Origin of the sequence: Roseibium sp. (assembly GCF_050301095.1) — a bacterium.
Lineage (GTDB): Bacteria > Pseudomonadota > Alphaproteobacteria > Rhizobiales > Stappiaceae > Roseibium.
Genome location: NZ_JBNKYW010000231.1, coordinates 44,296 through 59,413, shown reverse-complemented (window position 1 = coordinate 59,413; position 15,118 = coordinate 44,296). Strand labels below are relative to the sequence as shown.

The 15,118-nt window shown below is 60.2% G+C and carries 16 protein-coding genes; 9 read left to right on the top strand and 7 right to left on the bottom strand.

The genetic code is table 11. The features are described 5' to 3' along the window. Nucleotides 1-388, bottom strand: a 388-nt coding sequence (locus ACQY7U_RS20470; RefSeq protein ID WP_428648600.1) for a helix-turn-helix domain-containing protein, incomplete at its 3' end; no start/stop codon positions are given. A gap of 131 nt (nt 389-519) precedes the next feature. On the opposite strand from ACQY7U_RS20470, the gene ACQY7U_RS20465 reads away from it, so the two are divergent. Beyond that, on the top strand, nt 520-822 hold the full coding sequence (locus ACQY7U_RS20465) for a helix-turn-helix domain-containing protein (protein WP_428648597.1): 303 nt from the start codon (nt 520-522) through the stop codon (nt 820-822). A gap of 85 nt (nt 823-907) precedes the next feature. Here the strand turns inward: ACQY7U_RS20465 and ACQY7U_RS20460 are convergent, their stop codons facing one another. After that, nucleotides 908-1,846, bottom strand: a complete 939-nt coding sequence (locus ACQY7U_RS20460; RefSeq protein WP_428648594.1) for a LysR substrate-binding domain-containing protein — start codon at nt 1,844-1,846, stop codon at nt 908-910. A gap of 231 nt (nt 1,847-2,077) precedes the next feature. Further along, nucleotides 2,078-2,881 (bottom strand): creatininase family protein, encoded by an 804-nt coding sequence (locus ACQY7U_RS20455; protein ID WP_428648591.1) that lies wholly within the window; start codon nt 2,879-2,881, stop codon nt 2,078-2,080. Nucleotides 2,882-3,073: 192 nt separating this feature from the next. On the opposite strand from ACQY7U_RS20455, the gene ACQY7U_RS20450 reads away from it, so the two are divergent. The 4 genes from ACQY7U_RS20450 (at nt 3,074) to ACQY7U_RS20435 (ending at nt 6,407) form a co-directional block, all read left to right on the top strand. Further along, nucleotides 3,074-4,030 carry a putative metalloprotease CJM1_0395 family protein gene (locus tag ACQY7U_RS20450; protein ID WP_428648588.1) on the top strand — a complete coding sequence of 319 codons (957 nt, stop codon included), beginning with the start codon at nt 3,074-3,076 and terminating at the stop codon, nt 4,028-4,030. A gap of 171 nt (nt 4,031-4,201) precedes the next feature. Next, nucleotides 4,202-5,344, top strand: a complete 1,143-nt coding sequence (locus ACQY7U_RS20445) for an MFS transporter (protein ID WP_428648586.1) — start codon at nt 4,202-4,204, stop codon at nt 5,342-5,344. Nucleotides 5,345-5,498: 154 nt separating this feature from the next. Continuing rightward, nucleotides 5,499-6,050 (top strand): MarR family winged helix-turn-helix transcriptional regulator, encoded by a 552-nt coding sequence (locus ACQY7U_RS20440; RefSeq protein ID WP_428648583.1) that lies wholly within the window; start codon nt 5,499-5,501, stop codon nt 6,048-6,050. A 123-nt stretch (nt 6,051-6,173) separates the two neighbouring features. Continuing rightward, complete coding sequence (locus ACQY7U_RS20435; RefSeq protein WP_428648581.1) at nt 6,174-6,407, top strand: hypothetical protein; 234 nt, start codon at nt 6,174-6,176, stop codon at nt 6,405-6,407. Between the two features lie 52 nt (nt 6,408-6,459). Here the strand turns inward: ACQY7U_RS20435 and ACQY7U_RS20430 are convergent, their stop codons facing one another. Further along, complete coding sequence (locus ACQY7U_RS20430; RefSeq protein WP_428648578.1) at nt 6,460-6,780, bottom strand: methylated-DNA--[protein]-cysteine S-methyltransferase; 321 nt, start codon at nt 6,778-6,780, stop codon at nt 6,460-6,462. A gap of 262 nt (nt 6,781-7,042) precedes the next feature. Here ACQY7U_RS20430 and ACQY7U_RS20425 point away from each other — a divergent pair, with 262 nt between their 5' ends. From ACQY7U_RS20425 to ACQY7U_RS20410, 4 genes are all read left to right on the top strand, one after another. Further along, the gene (locus ACQY7U_RS20425; protein ID WP_428648575.1) at nt 7,043-7,936 is read left to right on the top strand and encodes a DMT family transporter; all 894 of its coding nucleotides are present in this window, start codon (nt 7,043-7,045) and stop codon (nt 7,934-7,936) included. Between the two features lie 197 nt (nt 7,937-8,133). Continuing rightward, on the top strand, nt 8,134-8,718 hold the full coding sequence (locus ACQY7U_RS20420) for a L,D-transpeptidase (RefSeq protein WP_428648602.1): 585 nt from the start codon (nt 8,134-8,136) through the stop codon (nt 8,716-8,718). Between the two features lie 45 nt (nt 8,719-8,763). After that, nucleotides 8,764-9,297 carry an OmpA family protein gene (locus tag ACQY7U_RS20415; protein ID WP_428648572.1) on the top strand — a complete coding sequence of 178 codons (534 nt, stop codon included), beginning with the start codon at nt 8,764-8,766 and terminating at the stop codon, nt 9,295-9,297. Between the two features lie 82 nt (nt 9,298-9,379). Continuing rightward, nucleotides 9,380-10,471, top strand: coding sequence for a LacI family DNA-binding transcriptional regulator (locus tag ACQY7U_RS20410; protein WP_428648569.1), 1,092 nt, complete (start codon nt 9,380-9,382; stop codon nt 10,469-10,471). Between the two features lie 69 nt (nt 10,472-10,540). On the opposite strand, the gene ACQY7U_RS20405 is transcribed toward ACQY7U_RS20410, so the two are convergent. The 3 genes from ACQY7U_RS20405 to ACQY7U_RS20395 all read right to left on the bottom strand — a co-directional run bounded on the left by ACQY7U_RS20405 (nt 10,541) and on the right by ACQY7U_RS20395 (nt 15,043). Next, complete coding sequence (locus ACQY7U_RS20405; protein ID WP_428648566.1) at nt 10,541-12,178, bottom strand: BCCT family transporter; 1,638 nt, start codon at nt 12,176-12,178, stop codon at nt 10,541-10,543. A 30-nt stretch (nt 12,179-12,208) separates the two neighbouring features. Continuing rightward, nucleotides 12,209-12,622 (bottom strand): universal stress protein, encoded by a 414-nt coding sequence (locus ACQY7U_RS20400; protein WP_428648563.1) that lies wholly within the window; start codon nt 12,620-12,622, stop codon nt 12,209-12,211. A 240-nt stretch (nt 12,623-12,862) separates the two neighbouring features. Next, nucleotides 12,863-15,043, bottom strand: a complete 2,181-nt coding sequence (locus ACQY7U_RS20395) for a diguanylate cyclase (RefSeq protein WP_428648560.1) — start codon at nt 15,041-15,043, stop codon at nt 12,863-12,865. Nucleotides 15,044-15,118 lie beyond the last annotated feature (75 nt).

Genomic DNA, 15,118 nt, shown 5'->3' with positions numbered 1-15,118 from the left:
GCTCGTCTTCGATCGCCTCGCGGTCGTGATAGCCGCGCAAGGTGCCGTAAAGATCCATGATGGCTTGGGTGATGCCGGGGGCGCGGGTGACGAGTTCGTGCAGTTCCTGACGTCCGATCGTGGAGGAATGAAATTGTGTATCTGCAAAAATTTCCTGCAAATCCTGCATCACCCGGTCAAGATCGTTCTTCTCGAAGGCGGCCAGGTCGGTGCCGAAGATGCGGTTGATGGACAGCAGAACAGAGGCCGTTACAGGCCGGTTGTTGTTCTCGATCTGATTGACGTAAGCGGTTGAAAGGCCGACTTTTTTGGCGAATTCGCTCTGGGACAGGCCAAAGTCGGAACGGATTTGCCGCAGCGTGTGTCCGGAATAGAGTTTTTTGCCCAATGCACCGCTTCCTTCCGTAAAATGCAAAACATTAGCAATATGCAGTAAGCTTTTTAACATTTTACAACATAAGCATTTTGGTGAACAGTCCCGCCATCGAATTTGGTTCACGACAAGCCTGGGACGAAACGATGACGGCACATTTTGCTCTTCACAACGAAACTGCCCTGAACGGCGAAGCCAACGCCTTTGCCGGCAATGTCCGCTGGCCGATCGATCTCAGAAAATCGATGACGCCACGCCAGCTGGAAATCATGCTGAAGCTCTGCGAGGGCAAGGTGAACAAGCAGATCGCTTATGATCTGAATGTGTCGACCGCCACCGTGAAAGTGCATATCCGCAACGCGATCACGCGGCTTGGCGCGAAGAACCGGACGAATGCGGTTGCCATCGTGGCGGCGAACAGTGCGATTTTCAGAAGTGCAGCACACTGAACAGGCCAAGCCAGCCAGTTCATGACCTGTGCATCCCCATCGGCCTCTTTTCGGCGGACAATAAAACAGAAAAAGTCCGCCCGGATCAGGCGACCTTCTTGATCATTGCAGATCGCATGCCGTCCACTTCCGCCGACAGAAAGTCGCAGAAATCCTTGGCGACGATGGAAATCGGACGGTGCGTCGGCGTCAGAATCGAAAGGCTGTTCTGGATCCTCGGGCGGAACGGCCGGAAAACGATCATGGGCGGGCCCATGCCGAGGCGCCCGTTTTCCTGAGCCTTGTAGGCCGTGATCATGTCGCAGACCAACGCGCATTGACCGGCTTCCACGAACTTCAGTCCCGCATGCGCGGTCTGAAGTTCGAAGCGCTGATTGAAACGCACGCCGGCATCGCGAAACCTCGCCAGCGTCTGTTTGTGGCTGCGGTGCTCGGAGTGAAGCAGGGCCAGCGGATAGCCGTCCAGCTCAACCGGTGTGATGACTTCCCTGGCGGCCAGCGGGTCGGTTGCCGGAAGGGCGCACATGCATTCCAGATCGAAATCTATCTGGTCGAAGGAATTGCGAGCCGGCGGGGTTTCGGCAAAGCCAACGTCGAACTGCTGGGCGGCGATCAGCTCTTCGATTTCCGCCGACGTCCGGCTTGCCAGCGCAACTTTCACACTCGGTTTGTCGGCGATGAACTTGGCAAGGCTGTTCGGCAGGAAATCTGCCACGGCTTCCGGAATACCGGCGATGCGCAGCTGGCCGTGTTCGCGGTTGGCCAGGCCTCTGAGGGTGCGTTTGGAAATCTCCAGCCGCTTCAGGATTGCTTCGGCTTCTTCCAGGAAAAACTCGGCTTCCGGGGTCGGGACCAGCCGGCCCTGTTCGCGCACGAAAAGCTTCAGTTCCAGCTCGGCTTCCAGGCCCGCGATGGTGGAGCTGACAGCCGGCTGTGTCCGGCCGAGTGTGCGTGCGGCTTCGGAAATCGAACCACTGCGCATCACCTCGCGAAAAGTCGCCAGTTGCCGGATTGAAAGATTCATGGTTCCCGAGAAAAGCCCCCCCAGACTTATTGCAAACAATGTGTCTCTTTATCAGGGGGAGGTCAACTACGAGGCGAAGACACTGCCGCAGTTGCAGGTATTCAACTGTCCCGAAAGGCGTGGATACTGACACTTTATCTGCATCCGGGGTCCGATACAGTTCCTGCCTGTTGCCGTTACGTTTTGCAGGCTTGTAGACGGTTGTGTTTTTTTGTTTTGCGCTCTCTGGTATCAGTCTTCCGATTTCCACAGCCGGTGGAGATCAAAGGCATTTATGTCCTGAAGCAGTTCGATAAATCCGTGTGCGGCGTGGTCGAGTGAGCGCCGGCCCTTTTCCGCGCTTGCCCGTGCCGCGTTGCCCAAGGCGCCTGTGGGGTTGAGGTCCTGGGCCTTCCAACCGTATTGCGCCTTGCCGTGGCCGCGCAGGTGCTTGAATTCCTTGAGATATGCCTGCTGTTCGGACGTGAAGTCCGTAGCCAGTTCCATGCGCACCAGGTCAGGCCGCAGGTGCAACATCAAGGACGTTTCGATATCTCCGCCATGAATGCCGTAGGTGAATTCCTCTTCCGGGAATAGATCGTCCGGCTGTCCGAACCGCAGCCAGTTCGTCGCCGTCACGAACATGTTGTGCTTGACCCGAAGTTCCCGGGCGACGATGTCGAGGACAGGAACATTGCCGCCGTGGGAGTTGATCAGCACCATCTTGCGGATGCCGGCACGTGCGACACTTTCGCCGATCTCCAGCCAACAGCGCGTGACGGTGTCCCAGGCAAGGGTCAGTGTGCCCGGCGAGGAGATATGTTCGTCCGATTTACCGACCGCCTGCACGGGCAGGAAGGTTGCCGGCAGATCTTCGGGCAAAAGCTCTACGACGCGCCGGATCTGTCCTTCCGCGATGGCCGTGTCCGTGACCAGCGGCAGATGAGGGCCGTGCTGCTCTATGGCGGCAACGGGCAGGACCGCGATCCAGTTTTCCCTTTCCGGGTCCTGAAAGTCGACGGTTGTCATCTCGTGCCAGAAACGCCTTGGCAGCATCCTCTTTGTCCTGTTCCCGGTGGCGATGCGATCTGCTTGGCATAGACCGGACGGTGAGGCAAGGGCGGGAGGCGGTGGCCCGGCCGGACCAGACCGGCTCAGGGCACCGGCGGACTTGCTCACGATCATATGATGAGGCACCTCCAGCCGGCGTTTAGAGTTTGCTGACGCCTTTGCCGGACAATCAGCGGCATGATCGGTGCGCTACTGACCAATACACCGGCAAACCTGCTGCGAAGCAGCGGCGCGGCCGCGCCAGAACCCGACGGTGGGGAAAACCCCCAAAGCCGGGATCAGGATCTTGCGCGTGAAAGCCAGGCCGGGAGCAGGGCTGCCGCCAGCCGCATTTCCGTCAGCCCGCCGCTGACCGCCGAAGCCGTTCTTGTGCTTCAGGAGGACAGCGGGGCAGAGGCAAGCACAAGGCGGTTCCGGCAGGACGCCTCTAGCGCCCGGGAGACGGCCGGTGTGGAAGAAACATCTTCTTCCGCATCGCAAGGGCAATCCGTTTCCGCAGTCGAAGACGAGGCCGGGACTTCGCAACCGGCACAGGAGGCTGACGGCGGCAAGGCCGGCAGCGAGGGCTTGAGCGAGGCTGAGGAAAAACAGGTCGACAAGCTTGAGCAGCGTGACCGCGAGGTCAAGGCGCATGAGCATGCCCACGCACGCGCCGGGGGAGCCTATGCGGGTGCCCCCAGCTATACTTTCCAGCAAGGGCCCGACGGCAAGAGTTATGCCGTTGGTGGAGAGGTGCAGATCGACACGGCCAAGGAGCGCACGCCCGAGGCAACCGTCCGCAAGATGCAGGTCGTTATTCGCGCGGCAACCGCACCTGCGGAACCGTCATCACAGGACCTGAAGGTCGCCCAGCAGGCACGGGCGCAGCTCGCCGAGGCGCAAGCCGAACTGCGGCAACAGAAATCAGAAAATACCGGTACCGGTGGTGACGGTCCGCAAACCGTAACAGCCACGGAATCCGGCAAGGACGCTGCTCAGGATGCCGGAAGCCCGGCATCGGACGCGCGGCCGGAGGACGGGGAGAGCGGTTCAGCTTCATCCAGTTCCCGGTACGGGCAGGCCGTTGCCGCCTATCAGGCGGCTGTGGATCTGGCAGGTGAGGCGTCATCGCGCCTGTTCGGCCTGATTGCCTGACCGTCCGGACGAAGCCGAAAAGACAGAAGATCCGATTATCGCGAACCCGCCAGTCTTTCCGGGTATGGTTGCATGCCGCAGATACATGGTGTGGCGCTTGTGAAACGGACGGAGCCGTGACACAAGGGGCGATCCATCCGGGCCGATTTCGCCCCTTATTCAGGTCAGAACATGCCAGCCATTGCCGCACGCCGGGTCGTCTCGGCGATCTTTTTCATGGGCGGAGCCCTTATCGGTCTCTGGGCTTCCAGAATTCCGGACATCAAGTTGTCCACCGGCCTGGACGAAAGCGGCTTTGGCTTGCTGCTGTTGCTGATGGCCTGCGGGGCCTTCGTCGCCTTTCCGTTTACCGGCCTGTTTGTCGACCGGCTCGGGGCGGCCCCCGTCACCAAGGTGCTTGCGGCTGCAACCCTCGTCAGCTTTGCAATGATCGGGGTGGCACCGACAACGCCGGTCCTGGCTGTTGCCATGTTCCTGTCCGGGCTCTGTTTCGGTGCCATGGATGTCTCCATGAACGGTTGGGGCGCGGAGGTGGAGACGGTTCTCGGCAGGCCCATCATGTCCTCGTTTCACGGACTCTATAGCCTGGGCGCGGGCATTGCGGCCGCGGCCGGAGGTGTGGCTATCGAGGCAGGCCTGTCCGTCAAGGTGCATTTCCTGATCTGGTGTGTCGCGACCGCGCCCTTGCTCATCTGGTTCTGGCGCCAGCCCTGGCCGCAGTCGGTCAGTCTGGGTGGGCGGGGAGCCAAGGCTCCTCTCTTTGCCATTCCAAAAGGTGCCCTTGTGTTCGTTGGCCTGATGGCGCTCGTCTCGGCACTAGGTGAAGGGGCGGTCACCGACTGGGCGGCGCTCTACCAGATCCAGGATCTGGGGTATGCGGAATCGGTTGCGCCGACCGCCTTCACGGTGTTTTCGTTTGCGATGGTCGTCATGCGGCTCGCCGGAGACAGGGTCATTGCCCGTTTCGGTCCCGTGGCGGTGGCGCGGTGGAGCGGCGTGGTCGCGGTGGTCGGTTGCCTGCTGCTGATCTCGGGTCTCAATATCTGGGCGGTCTGGGCAGGCTGTTTCATCATGGGGATCGGTTATGCCGTGCAGTTCCCGCTGGCAATGTCCCGCGCTGCAAGCGATCCGCATATGTCCAAGGGCGCGGCCCTGGCTGCGGTTGCGACGCTCGGTTACGGCGCTTTCCTGTTCGGGCCGCCTCTGCTCGGTTTCGTCGGCAGCGCCTTTTCGCTCAGAACGTCCTTTGTCACGCTCGCGGTTCTGTCGCTGGCGCTGCCTTTCCTCGCCGGTTCGCTGAAGGTTCGGGACTGAATTGTTAGCCGGGTAACGTAATCATGGCCCGTACACGGTTTCAAAAAACGCCGCCAGATGGCAAGGTGTCATTTGACGGTTAAATACTGACGCTAGTGTGCCGCCGCGTCGGAAGAAAACGCGATTCGGGCTAATCGGCAGCGGGTATGGTGCAATGGCTTTCAACTACAAGAAAAGCATAACGTTTCGTCTGGTTCAGGCAGCAAAGGCACAGCGGGCCCGATCAGGTGCGCACCTGATGCGGATCGGCCTGCATCCTGGGCAGGAGCTGGTGCTGAAGGTTCTGGCGGACACGGACGGGCGTACCATGAGCCAGCTTGCTCTTGCGCTGGGTGTCCAGCCTCCCACCGTCACGAAAATGGTTACGCGCCTGTCCGCGCAGGGCTATGTCCGCCGGCAGGTCTCCGACAAGGATGGCCGCCTGGCGCGGGTTTACCTGACCGAGGCGGGTCAGGAACTGGTCGCCTCCGTCGACAAGGCATGGAAGCGGCTGGAACGGGAGGCCATGTCCGGTCTCGACGAAAAGGACCGCAAGAAACTGCGCAAGCTCTTGCGCCAGGTGGAAAAGAACCTGTCGATTTCCGTCGACGACGATCCGGAGCATGAAGCCGATCTCGAACCGGATGCCGAGGAAGCCGCTGGGGCCGACGCGGATAAGGATGGCGGCAAACAGGGCGGCAAGGACAAGGAACGTTCCGCCGCCTGACCTGCTCCAGCGCGCAAGGGCCGAGGGGACATTAACAATCCGTCATTTGAAATTTTCCTGCCGGATGACCACCTGCGGAAGGTGAGCTTTCTACAGCTTGTCCAATCGGGGTGGAGCGAGGCCATGAGCTATCATACGATCGACGAGGAGCGCGGGGCCCGGCGGGCAGAAGAGCTGCGCCGCCGGTTCCGGCATGTGTCGGATGCGTCTTTCGGACGGTCCCGCTACGGGTTCGGCCCTTCCACTCATTCACGCAGCCGGTCCGAAGCCGCGATCCGGTATGCGCAGATCCGCAATGTGCTGTTCTGGAGCCTGCTGGCCGTTGCAATGGTGTTCGTCGGCTCCATCGTCTTGTAACGCGATCCCGCAGGCCGCGGCGTTCACAGCGGTATTGAGATCGTCCTCCACGCTACAACAGAAACGGAAAGCCGCCCTCCAGTTTCAGGAGGGCGATTTTCGTTTCCGTGCCTCCCTGGCCGGAATAACCGCCGAGGCCGGTCGCCGACAGAATGCGGTGACAGGGAATGATGATGGGGATCGGGTTGGCGCCGCAGGCCTGGCCGATCGGCTGGCCATAAGTGCCCAGTTCCTTTGCCAGATCGCCGTAGGTTCGGGTCTGTCCATAGGGGATGGCCTGCATGGCCTTGAAAACCGCCTGATGCAGTTCTCCGCCCTTGGGAGCGAGCGGCAGGTCGAAATTTTTCAGGCGCCCGTCAAGAAAGGCTCTCACCTGGGACGCTGCTTCTTGCAGCAAAGGTGTTTTGTCTTGGCTTGCGGGTCCGTTCCATTGTAATCGGATGATTGCGCCGCCGCTTTCCTCAATGGAAAGGCGCCCCAGCCATGTTTCAATTTCTGCGACAGGCATGATCGTCCCCGCTTAACCAGATCCTTAGGTAGTGGGCCGGCGATCCGATCTCAACAGGGTATTCCCGCAGGGAATGCCACCCCCAAGTCTTCATCCGCGGATGAATTGTCAAAAGGTTCGACCGCCGATGGCGCAAGAAAGTCCGAATTCCGGTGCCGCAGCCTCGGCGCCGATTGCCGGTATCGGTCTGATCGTTCTGGCCTGTCTGTGTTTTGCCGTTCTGGACGCAACAGCGAAGTATCTTTCCGCCAGTGTGCCGACCCTGCAGATCGTATGGCTGCGGTTCGTGAGCCATGTCATTCTGTCTCTGGTGCTGTTCCAGGTGTGGAAGAAACCGTCGCTCCTCACGACCAGACACCCGGTGCTGCAGCTTGTGCGGGCCTGCTGCCTGCTCGGCACGACGATCTTCAATTTCCTGGCCGTTCGCCACCTGCAGCTGGCCGAGACAATGTCGATCATGTTCGCCGGCCCTTTCGTCATCACCGCGCTTGCCGGGCCGATGCTGGGGGAGTGGGCCGGTATCCGGCGCTGGGCTGCCATCATTGTCGGTTTCCTGGGTGTACTTGTGGTCACGCAGCCGGGACTGGGCGGCATGCATTGGGCGGCGATCTATTCGGTCGTCGCGATGACCTTCTATGCCCTTTATGCGCTCCTGACCCGTCAGTTGACGGCAACGGACAGCTCAGCGGGAATGCTGATCCTGTCGGGTCTCATTGCCGCGGTCGCCATGACGCCGGCCGGTCTCTCCGTCTGGGAAACGCCGAAGGATGCCTGGACATGGGTCCTGCTGTTTGCCACCGGTGCGCTGGGCGGCGGCGGGCACTTCCTGTTCATCATGGCGCACCGGATCGCGCCCGCGCCGGTCCTGGCCCCTTTCATCTACATACAGATCGTCTGGATGATTGCCCTCGGGTATCTGATTTTTGCCGATGTTCCCACAATCTCGACGCTTGTCGGTGCGTCGATCGTGGTCGCCTCCGGCCTCTATATTCTCTACCGTGAGCGGGTGAAGGGGATCTGAGTTTCCGGTTGGCGGAGACGGGGCAGGTCAATTGCGACCGGGGCAGGCGGTTGACTGGCTTGGTGTCTTCAAGTCTTAATACCGCTTCACGACGGGCAGCGACAAGGAGGCTTGCTGACCCGCTTGGGAGGATTGGGATGGAACTCGACCGCCGCAAGTTTCTGGGTGGCGCTGCCGCTGTTGCCGGTACCTTGCTGATGCCGCAGGCCGCATCGGCAAATACCGCGGCAAACGCCTATTTCAACGGCTACCAGGATGACAACGGTTTCCGGTACCGGAGAACCAACTTCAATCGCATTGAGCCGGTCTGGCGCCGTCAGATGGTGAAATATTTCAGTCCCGAACCGCCGGGCACCGTGGTCGTCGACACCAGGAATCACTTTCTTTACTGGATCTGGGAAAACAACACCGCTCTCAGGTACGGTGTCGGCGTCGGCCGCGAGGGCTTCCAGTGGTTCGGACGCGCGCGCATCGACCGGAAAGCGTTGTGGCCCCGCTGGGTGCCACCGCCGGAAATGCTGAAGCGTCAGCCGGACCTGCCGCGTCTGGTCGATGGCGGGGCTGCCGACAACCCGCTGGGGCCGCGCGCCCTGTATCTCTACCGGGACGGTGCGGACCTTGGGTACCGCCTGCATGGTACTCTGGAACCCTGGAGTATCGGGCGGGACGTCTCCAGCGGCTGTATCCGCATGTTCCCGGAAGACATCATCGATTTGTATCAACGCTGTCCGAAGGGCACGGGCGTTCTGGTGCTGGAGCATCTGGGAGCCAATGCTGGCTGACGGAATGAGGCAGTCAAGTTTGACACTTGAGGTTGGGGGAATTCCTTGGGTAATTGGATCGGCCGTTTCGGCCAGGGCGCAGCAGTCGTCCTTCTGTGCGGGTTTGTGCTGGCTGCCTGCAACAGCGCGGGTGGTTTGTCCTCACCGGATGTGACCAACGCACCGGCCGCGGGTTTCGGCAACATCAGCAGCGGGTCTGAAGAAGACTTCATCCTGAACGTCGGCCGCCGCATCTATTTCGAAAAAGGCTCGGCAGTCGTCTCCGATGAAGCGGAAATGACCATTGAAAGCCAGGCCCGATGGCTGAAGAGCAACAAGAAATGGCTGGTGAAAATCCAGGGGCACGCAGACGACTCGGGCAGCGATGCCGCGCAGAAAACCCTGTCGACCAAGCGGGCGGACGCGGTCATGGCCGAGCTTGTCAAGCTGGGTGTTGATCCCAAGCGCATGTGGGTCAAGGGTTACGGCATCGAACGTCCGGTCACCGATTGCGACGCGGTCACCTGCCAGGTGCAGAACCGGCGGGTGGTCGTTAACCTCAGAGAGGAATTCGACGATTCCGCTCCTCAATATCGGTAAATCGATGCAATTATCTGTTTACCCCGGCGGGAGAGGGCTGTAACGGTCCTCTTTACCCTGCCGCGGTAATTGAGAACAGTGAATGTCTGAAGACAACGGATCCAAGTCTCCGCCCCCGGATCTTCCTCAGAAACCCGGAAAGCGGCTGACGCTTGGACATATCGCCGATCAACTCGGCATCTCGACGGCAACGGTTTCCCTCGCGCTCAGGGACAGCCCCCTGGTTGCCGAGGAAACGCGCGAGAAGGTCAAACAGACCGCCGAAGAGATCGGCTACATCTACAACCGCTCGGCAGCGTCGCTGCGCACGTCCCGCAGCCAGATTGTCGGCGTGGCGGTGCATGACATCCTGAACCCGTTCTTTGCCGAGGTGTTCTCCGCGCTGGAAGACGTGCTTGAAGAGCAGGGGCAGATGATTTTCATCTGCAACCATAGGGATGACGTCAAGCGCCAGCGGGCGTTCGTCAACACGCTGCTGCAACATCGGGCGGACGGCCTGATCCTGTGTCCATCCGTCGGCACCTCCGCGGAGGAGATCAACCGCCTCGTGGGGCAGGGCATTCCGGTGACACTGGTGGCGCGCGAAGTGCCGGGCGTCTGGGCACCTTGCGTGCGCGGCGACGATCTGGCCGGCACCTACCAGATCACCAAGCATCTGATCGCCCAGGGGCACAGCAACATTGCCATGGTGGGCGGACGGCGGGAAAGTTCCACCGGCCGCCTCAGGAACGAAGGGTGGCGGAAAGCCCTGCAGGAAGCCGGCATCGACCCGGACAAGCAGATTGATCTGCCCGAACTGATGACCCAGGCGGACGGGCGCGCGGCGGTGCCGAAAATCATGGAGGCCGAAGAACGGCCGACGGCCATTGTCGGTTTCAACGACCTCGTGGCACTCGGCATGATGACGACGTTCCGCCGGGCCGGTATCGAGCCGGGGCCCGACATGGCGATCACCGGTTATGACGATATCGACGGCGCCGATGCCAGAACGCCGGCGCTGACGACGGTCTCCAACCAGCCGGACAAGATCGGCCGCCTTGCGGCCCTGACGCTGCTGCGCCAGGTGGCGGGTGACCGTGTGCCCAACAAGCCGATCGTCATCGAACCGGAAATGCGGGTGCGGGAGAGCTCGCCTCCACCGGGCGTGCGTCTGGCGCCCCGGCTGGCGGAATAGGATGTCAAAGAAAAACGGGCGGCCTGAAGGCCGCCCATTTGCTTTGCGCGAGGTCAGAAGGCCTCTCTTCTAGCGAGGTTCGTCCAACAGACCTTTCACGATGGCGTAGCACGCCAGCAGAAGCACGATCGTGAAGGGGAAGCCGGTCGAGACCGCCATGGCCTGGAGGGCGCCGAGACCGCCGCCTACCAGGAGAGCGATGGCAACCAGTCCCTCGAAGGTGCACCAGAACACGCGCTGCGAAACGGGTGCGTCCACCTTGCCGCCGGCCGTGATCGTGTCGATGACCAGCGAGCCGGAGTCGGACGAGGTGACGAAGAAGACGATCACCAGGACAACACCGATCACGGAGGTGATCGAGGACAAGGGCAGATCCGCCAGCATGCCGAATAGCGACAGTTCAGGATTGTAGCTGGCAATCACATATTTATGCACCTGACTGCCAGCGTCTGTCAGAACCTGTTCGATCGCGGTTCCACCGAAGGCGGTCATCCAGATGATCGACACGAGCGTCGGGATGATCAGGACGCAGATTATGAACTCACGCACACTGCGGCCGCGGCTGACGCGCGCGATAAACATGCCGACAAAGGGCGACCAGGAAATCCACCAGGCCCAGTAGAAGGACGTCCAGCCCTGCCGGAAACCGTCGTCCTCGCGGCCGAACGGCATGGACAGGGGAATGATCTCCTTGGCGTAGGCGCCGATGTTGGAGAAGAAACCGGAGACGAGCGTTCCGGTAGGGCCGGCGAAAATCACGAACAGCAGCAGGACCGCGGCGATCAGCATGTTGATTTCCGACAGGACCTTCACACCGCCGTCGAGCCCGCGGAGCACCGATATCAGGGCAACCGCCGTGATGCCGATGATCAGGACAATCTGCGCCGTGTTGCCGACGGGGACGCCGAAGACGAAGTTGAGGCCGGCATTTGCCTGCTGCGCCCCGAACCCGAGAGAGGTGGCGAGGCCGAACAGCGTCGCGAACACGGCCAGGATATCGACGACATGTCCCGGCCAGCCCCAGGTGCGCTCTCCGAAGATCGGGTAGAAGATCGATCGCATGGTCAGCGGCAGTCCCTTGTTGTAGGAGAACAACGCCAATGCCAGAGCGACGACGGCATAGATGGCCCAGGGGTGAAGACCCCAATGGAAAATGGTTGCCGCCATTCCCATGGCCTTCGCCGCTGCAACGTTTTCAGGTATGAGATTGCCGTCCGCATCAAAGGGAGACGGTACGCCTACCGGCGCGGAGAAGGCCATGTGGTAGACCGGTTCCAGGACGCCGAAGAACATCAGTCCGATCCCCATGCCTGCGGCGAAGAGCATCGCGAACCAGCCGAAGTATGAGTAGTCGGGAGAGGCCTCCTTGCCGCCGATGCGCACGCTGCCCAGCGGGGTGACGATCAGCGCGAGACATAACAGGACGAAGATGTTGCCGGAAATGATGAAGAACCAGTCCAGATTGGACGTCAGCCACTTGCGCAGAGCGTCGAACACCGGTCCGACCTCGGCCTGAAAGGCAAGGGTCAGGAAGACGAAGGCAACGATTGTCAGGCCGGAGACCAGGAATACGGGATTGTGAATGTCGAGATTGAACGGCCCGACGTTTGTTTCGATGTTGTCCTGGCCGATTTCGTAGTCGGTCTGAATGACCGTGGCAGCCCCTTCCGGGTCCGGAATGCCCTGATTGGCAGTGTTGTCGCTCATGGGAGCGTTCCTTGTTGCTGAGAAATTGCGTTATCTGACGAGGAAGACGGAAACGTCCGCATGGGACGCAATGCGTCCGCCATTCGACGGCCACACGAGATCCGAGAGGTTTGGAACATGTGTTTCCATGACAACCAGGTCTGCGCCGGTTTCGTGAATGGCTTGCAGGAGTGCGTCTTCCAGTTCCGTTGCGGGGTCGTGGGAGATGACGGCGTGGCCGGTTGCGGAAATGCCGTGTTTGTCCGCCTGCCCGGCGGCAAAGACATCCAGCTTTTCACGAAATTCATCGGGCGTATGAGCGAGCGGACCCGGCAATGCTGAAGTCACCGCCGCGAAAACAACTGGAATGCCGCCGGATTTCGCAAGGTAAGAGCCAATGGAAACAGCTTTTTCCATCTTTTCCGCATGAGCGAGATCGATTGGTATGAGTATTGTATTGAACAAAAAACCCTCCCTGACCTTCTTCGCAAGGAAATATGCGAAGATTTCTCAAGTTTGATTTGGCGGAGGGCCGCAAATTATATGTGATTTTGTTGTTTATTCGTTCCGGTACTCTCCGCAGGCGAATAGATTATTGTCTCATCAAATCTGACAGGCGTCAAAAGAGCGTCATTAATGTGCCTTCAAGCGACAAAAGAGCGCATTAGCGCTTCTGTCGCATCGTTTCCCTGTGTGGCGCCCCGGTCAGGAGAGTACCGATCTCTCGAATTTTTCGTTGGATTCGCCTTCGTAGCAAACGCACCGGTTGCGGCCGGCTGCCTTGGCGGCGTAAAGCGCCGTGTCGGCTTTCTGCATGATCGGCGAGAACTCAACATCCTCGCGTTCGGCGGCCGCGAGGCCCATGCTGCAGGTGATCGTTTGTCCGATCTCCTCGAACTGGCATTCCTTTATGATTTTCTTCCGTAGCCGCTCGCAGGCAACCAGGGCCTTGTCGAGGCCGGTTTCGTGCAGGATCAGGCAGAACTCCTCTCCGCCGACACGTCCGAAAATATCAACGGCGCGCAAGGACGAGGTGACCGTCTGCGCGAATTTCTTCAGGACGGCGTCTCCGGTCGCGTGACCATGCTGATCGTTGATCTGCTTGAAGTGGTCGATATCGAGCATGACCGCGGTGAGCGGCTGCTTTGACCTGCGGAACCGCTGAACCTCCCTTTCCGCCTGTTCCAGCAGGGCACGCCGATTGAGCACCTCGGTCAGGTCATCGGTGCTGGCGACCCGTTCAAGGTTTGTTTTGGCGTCCATCAGGGCCTGGTGGTCGCGCTGGCGGGCGATTTCATAGCCGATCCAGTCGGCAAACTGGCGCACGATCTGGATGTCGGCAGCCGAAAACGGCCGCTTGCGGATATCGGGTGCGGAGAAGTTGATAGTCCCGTGGACAACGCCGTCCACGAGCAGGGGCGCGCCGATATAGGTCTCCAGTTTGAAAATCTGGTAGCAGGGGTGGCGTGAAAAATCGGACTCGCTCGCATGCGCCGTGGCGAGCGGCGCCTCCGCCTTCAGTGTCTGGATGCAATATGTGTCCTTGAGCGAAAAGACGGTGCCCGGAACCAGCGTATGATCAGGGCTCTGCGCATGCGTGATCGTGTATTGGTCGTCCAGGACATGGCTGATGATGCCGAAGGGCAGTTCGAAATGCTCGCAGCCCAAACGCAGTATTTCCGAGATCTTTTCCTCGTGGCTGAGTTCTCTCGTCGACGTGAGGGCATTGAGCTCGGCAAGGGTGCGCTCTGACCTCTTCCGGTCGGTAATGTCGGTAACAAGGATCACCAGACCGTCGACACCGCCATCCCCATTGAAGCGGGGATTGCAGTCGAACCGGCATTCGCGCCGAATTCCATCGGGAAAATGCAGGCTCGTTTCAACGGAGACCTTGTCTCCTTTCTTGGCTTCTTCCAGGGTCGACTTGAGGAACTCGCGCTCCTTCCAGGGGAACTGCTCCCGCAGCCGTGTGCCGACAAGCTTGTCCGCGGTGCTGTTGAACCACTCGCAACCGGCCCTGTTGATGAACAGGCATATGCCGTCAGGGGTGACTTCGGAAATGCTCGCGGACACGTTGTCGGCGATCAGGGCGAGGTTCTTGTAAGCGCTTTCCGCCTCAGCCCTGGCGACCTTCAACTCGGTGATGTCGGCGCGGATGCCGGCAATGCCGCCGCTGCGCGTGCGGGTTTCGGAGATGCGCAGCCAGCGTCCGTCATCAAGATTCTGTTCGATCACGGATCCGTCCGCGGCGACGTGAACCGCCAGGCGTTCGGCCAGCCATTCTTCGTCGCTCAGGCCGCCGGTGTCGTACTGGTTCTGCCGCAGGCCGTACCGAAGCATGTCTTCAAACCGGCTGCCCGGGAAAATCGCCGGGGCGGAATGAGCATAGATTTCGCGGTAATTGTCGTTGCAGATGACCAGACGATCGTCCTTGTCGAAGATCGCAAAGCCTTCCGAGATTGAATCGAGGGCATCTTCAAGCGTCAGGGCAATATCGCTGAGCTTGTTCTCCAGAGCCTTGCGTTCGCTGATGTCGTGAGCAATGAACAGCAGCCCGGAAAGTTCATCAGGGGACTTGCACAGCGGCGCGCTGACCACTTCCACGGAGGTGAAAGTACCGTCGCTGCGAATGATTTCGACACCATACGCCTTGTTGCGCTGGTTTTTCGGCGACAGGCTGTAAAGCGCGGCCATCCGCTCATATTGCGACGGATCGGCGAAAAAACGCTTCATCGTCGATCCGACGAGGTCCTCGCGCTTGACCTGTACAAGCTCTTCCATCGCCTTGTTGGCATAAACGATGGTTCGCTCCGAATCTGTCACTAGGACGCATTCGGACAGGTCCGCGAACGACTGCTCAAGATCCAGCGTTATGCTTTCTGCCATGTCCCTTCCCGTGTCTCCCTTTCAGTCAGGGTCCGCCTTGCCCGGTCACGGGAGAGGCTTTGAAATCAGGGAGCT

What these genes read in the sequence shown, in the direction of transcription:
- ACQY7U_RS20450 (WP_428648588.1), top strand. Translation starts at nt 3,074, where the DNA reads ATGATCGGTGCGCTACTGACCAATACACCGGCAAACCTGCTGCGAAGC.
- ACQY7U_RS20425 (WP_428648575.1), top strand. Translation starts at nt 7,043, where the DNA reads ATGGCGCAAGAAAGTCCGAATTCCGGTGCCGCAGCCTCGGCGCCGATT.
- ACQY7U_RS20435 (WP_428648581.1), top strand. Translation starts at nt 6,174, where the DNA reads ATGAGCTATCATACGATCGACGAGGAGCGCGGGGCCCGGCGGGCAGAA.
- ACQY7U_RS20445 (WP_428648586.1), top strand. Translation starts at nt 4,202, where the DNA reads ATGCCAGCCATTGCCGCACGCCGGGTCGTCTCGGCGATCTTTTTCATG.
- ACQY7U_RS20395 (WP_428648560.1), bottom strand. Translation starts at nt 15,043, where the DNA reads ATGGCAGAAAGCATAACGCTGGATCTTGAGCAGTCGTTCGCGGACCTG.
- ACQY7U_RS20455 (WP_428648591.1), bottom strand. Translation starts at nt 2,881, where the DNA reads ATGCTGCCAAGGCGTTTCTGGCACGAGATGACAACCGTCGACTTTCAG.
- ACQY7U_RS20420 (WP_428648602.1), top strand. Translation starts at nt 8,134, where the DNA reads ATGCCGCAGGCCGCATCGGCAAATACCGCGGCAAACGCCTATTTCAAC.
- ACQY7U_RS20405 (WP_428648566.1), bottom strand. Translation starts at nt 12,178, where the DNA reads ATGAGCGACAACACTGCCAATCAGGGCATTCCGGACCCGGAAGGGGCT.
- ACQY7U_RS20410 (WP_428648569.1), top strand. Translation starts at nt 9,380, where the DNA reads ATGTCTGAAGACAACGGATCCAAGTCTCCGCCCCCGGATCTTCCTCAG.
- ACQY7U_RS20465 (WP_428648597.1), top strand. Translation starts at nt 520, where the DNA reads ATGACGGCACATTTTGCTCTTCACAACGAAACTGCCCTGAACGGCGAA.
- ACQY7U_RS20440 (WP_428648583.1), top strand. Translation starts at nt 5,499, where the DNA reads ATGGCTTTCAACTACAAGAAAAGCATAACGTTTCGTCTGGTTCAGGCA.
- ACQY7U_RS20460 (WP_428648594.1), bottom strand. Translation starts at nt 1,846, where the DNA reads ATGAATCTTTCAATCCGGCAACTGGCGACTTTTCGCGAGGTGATGCGC.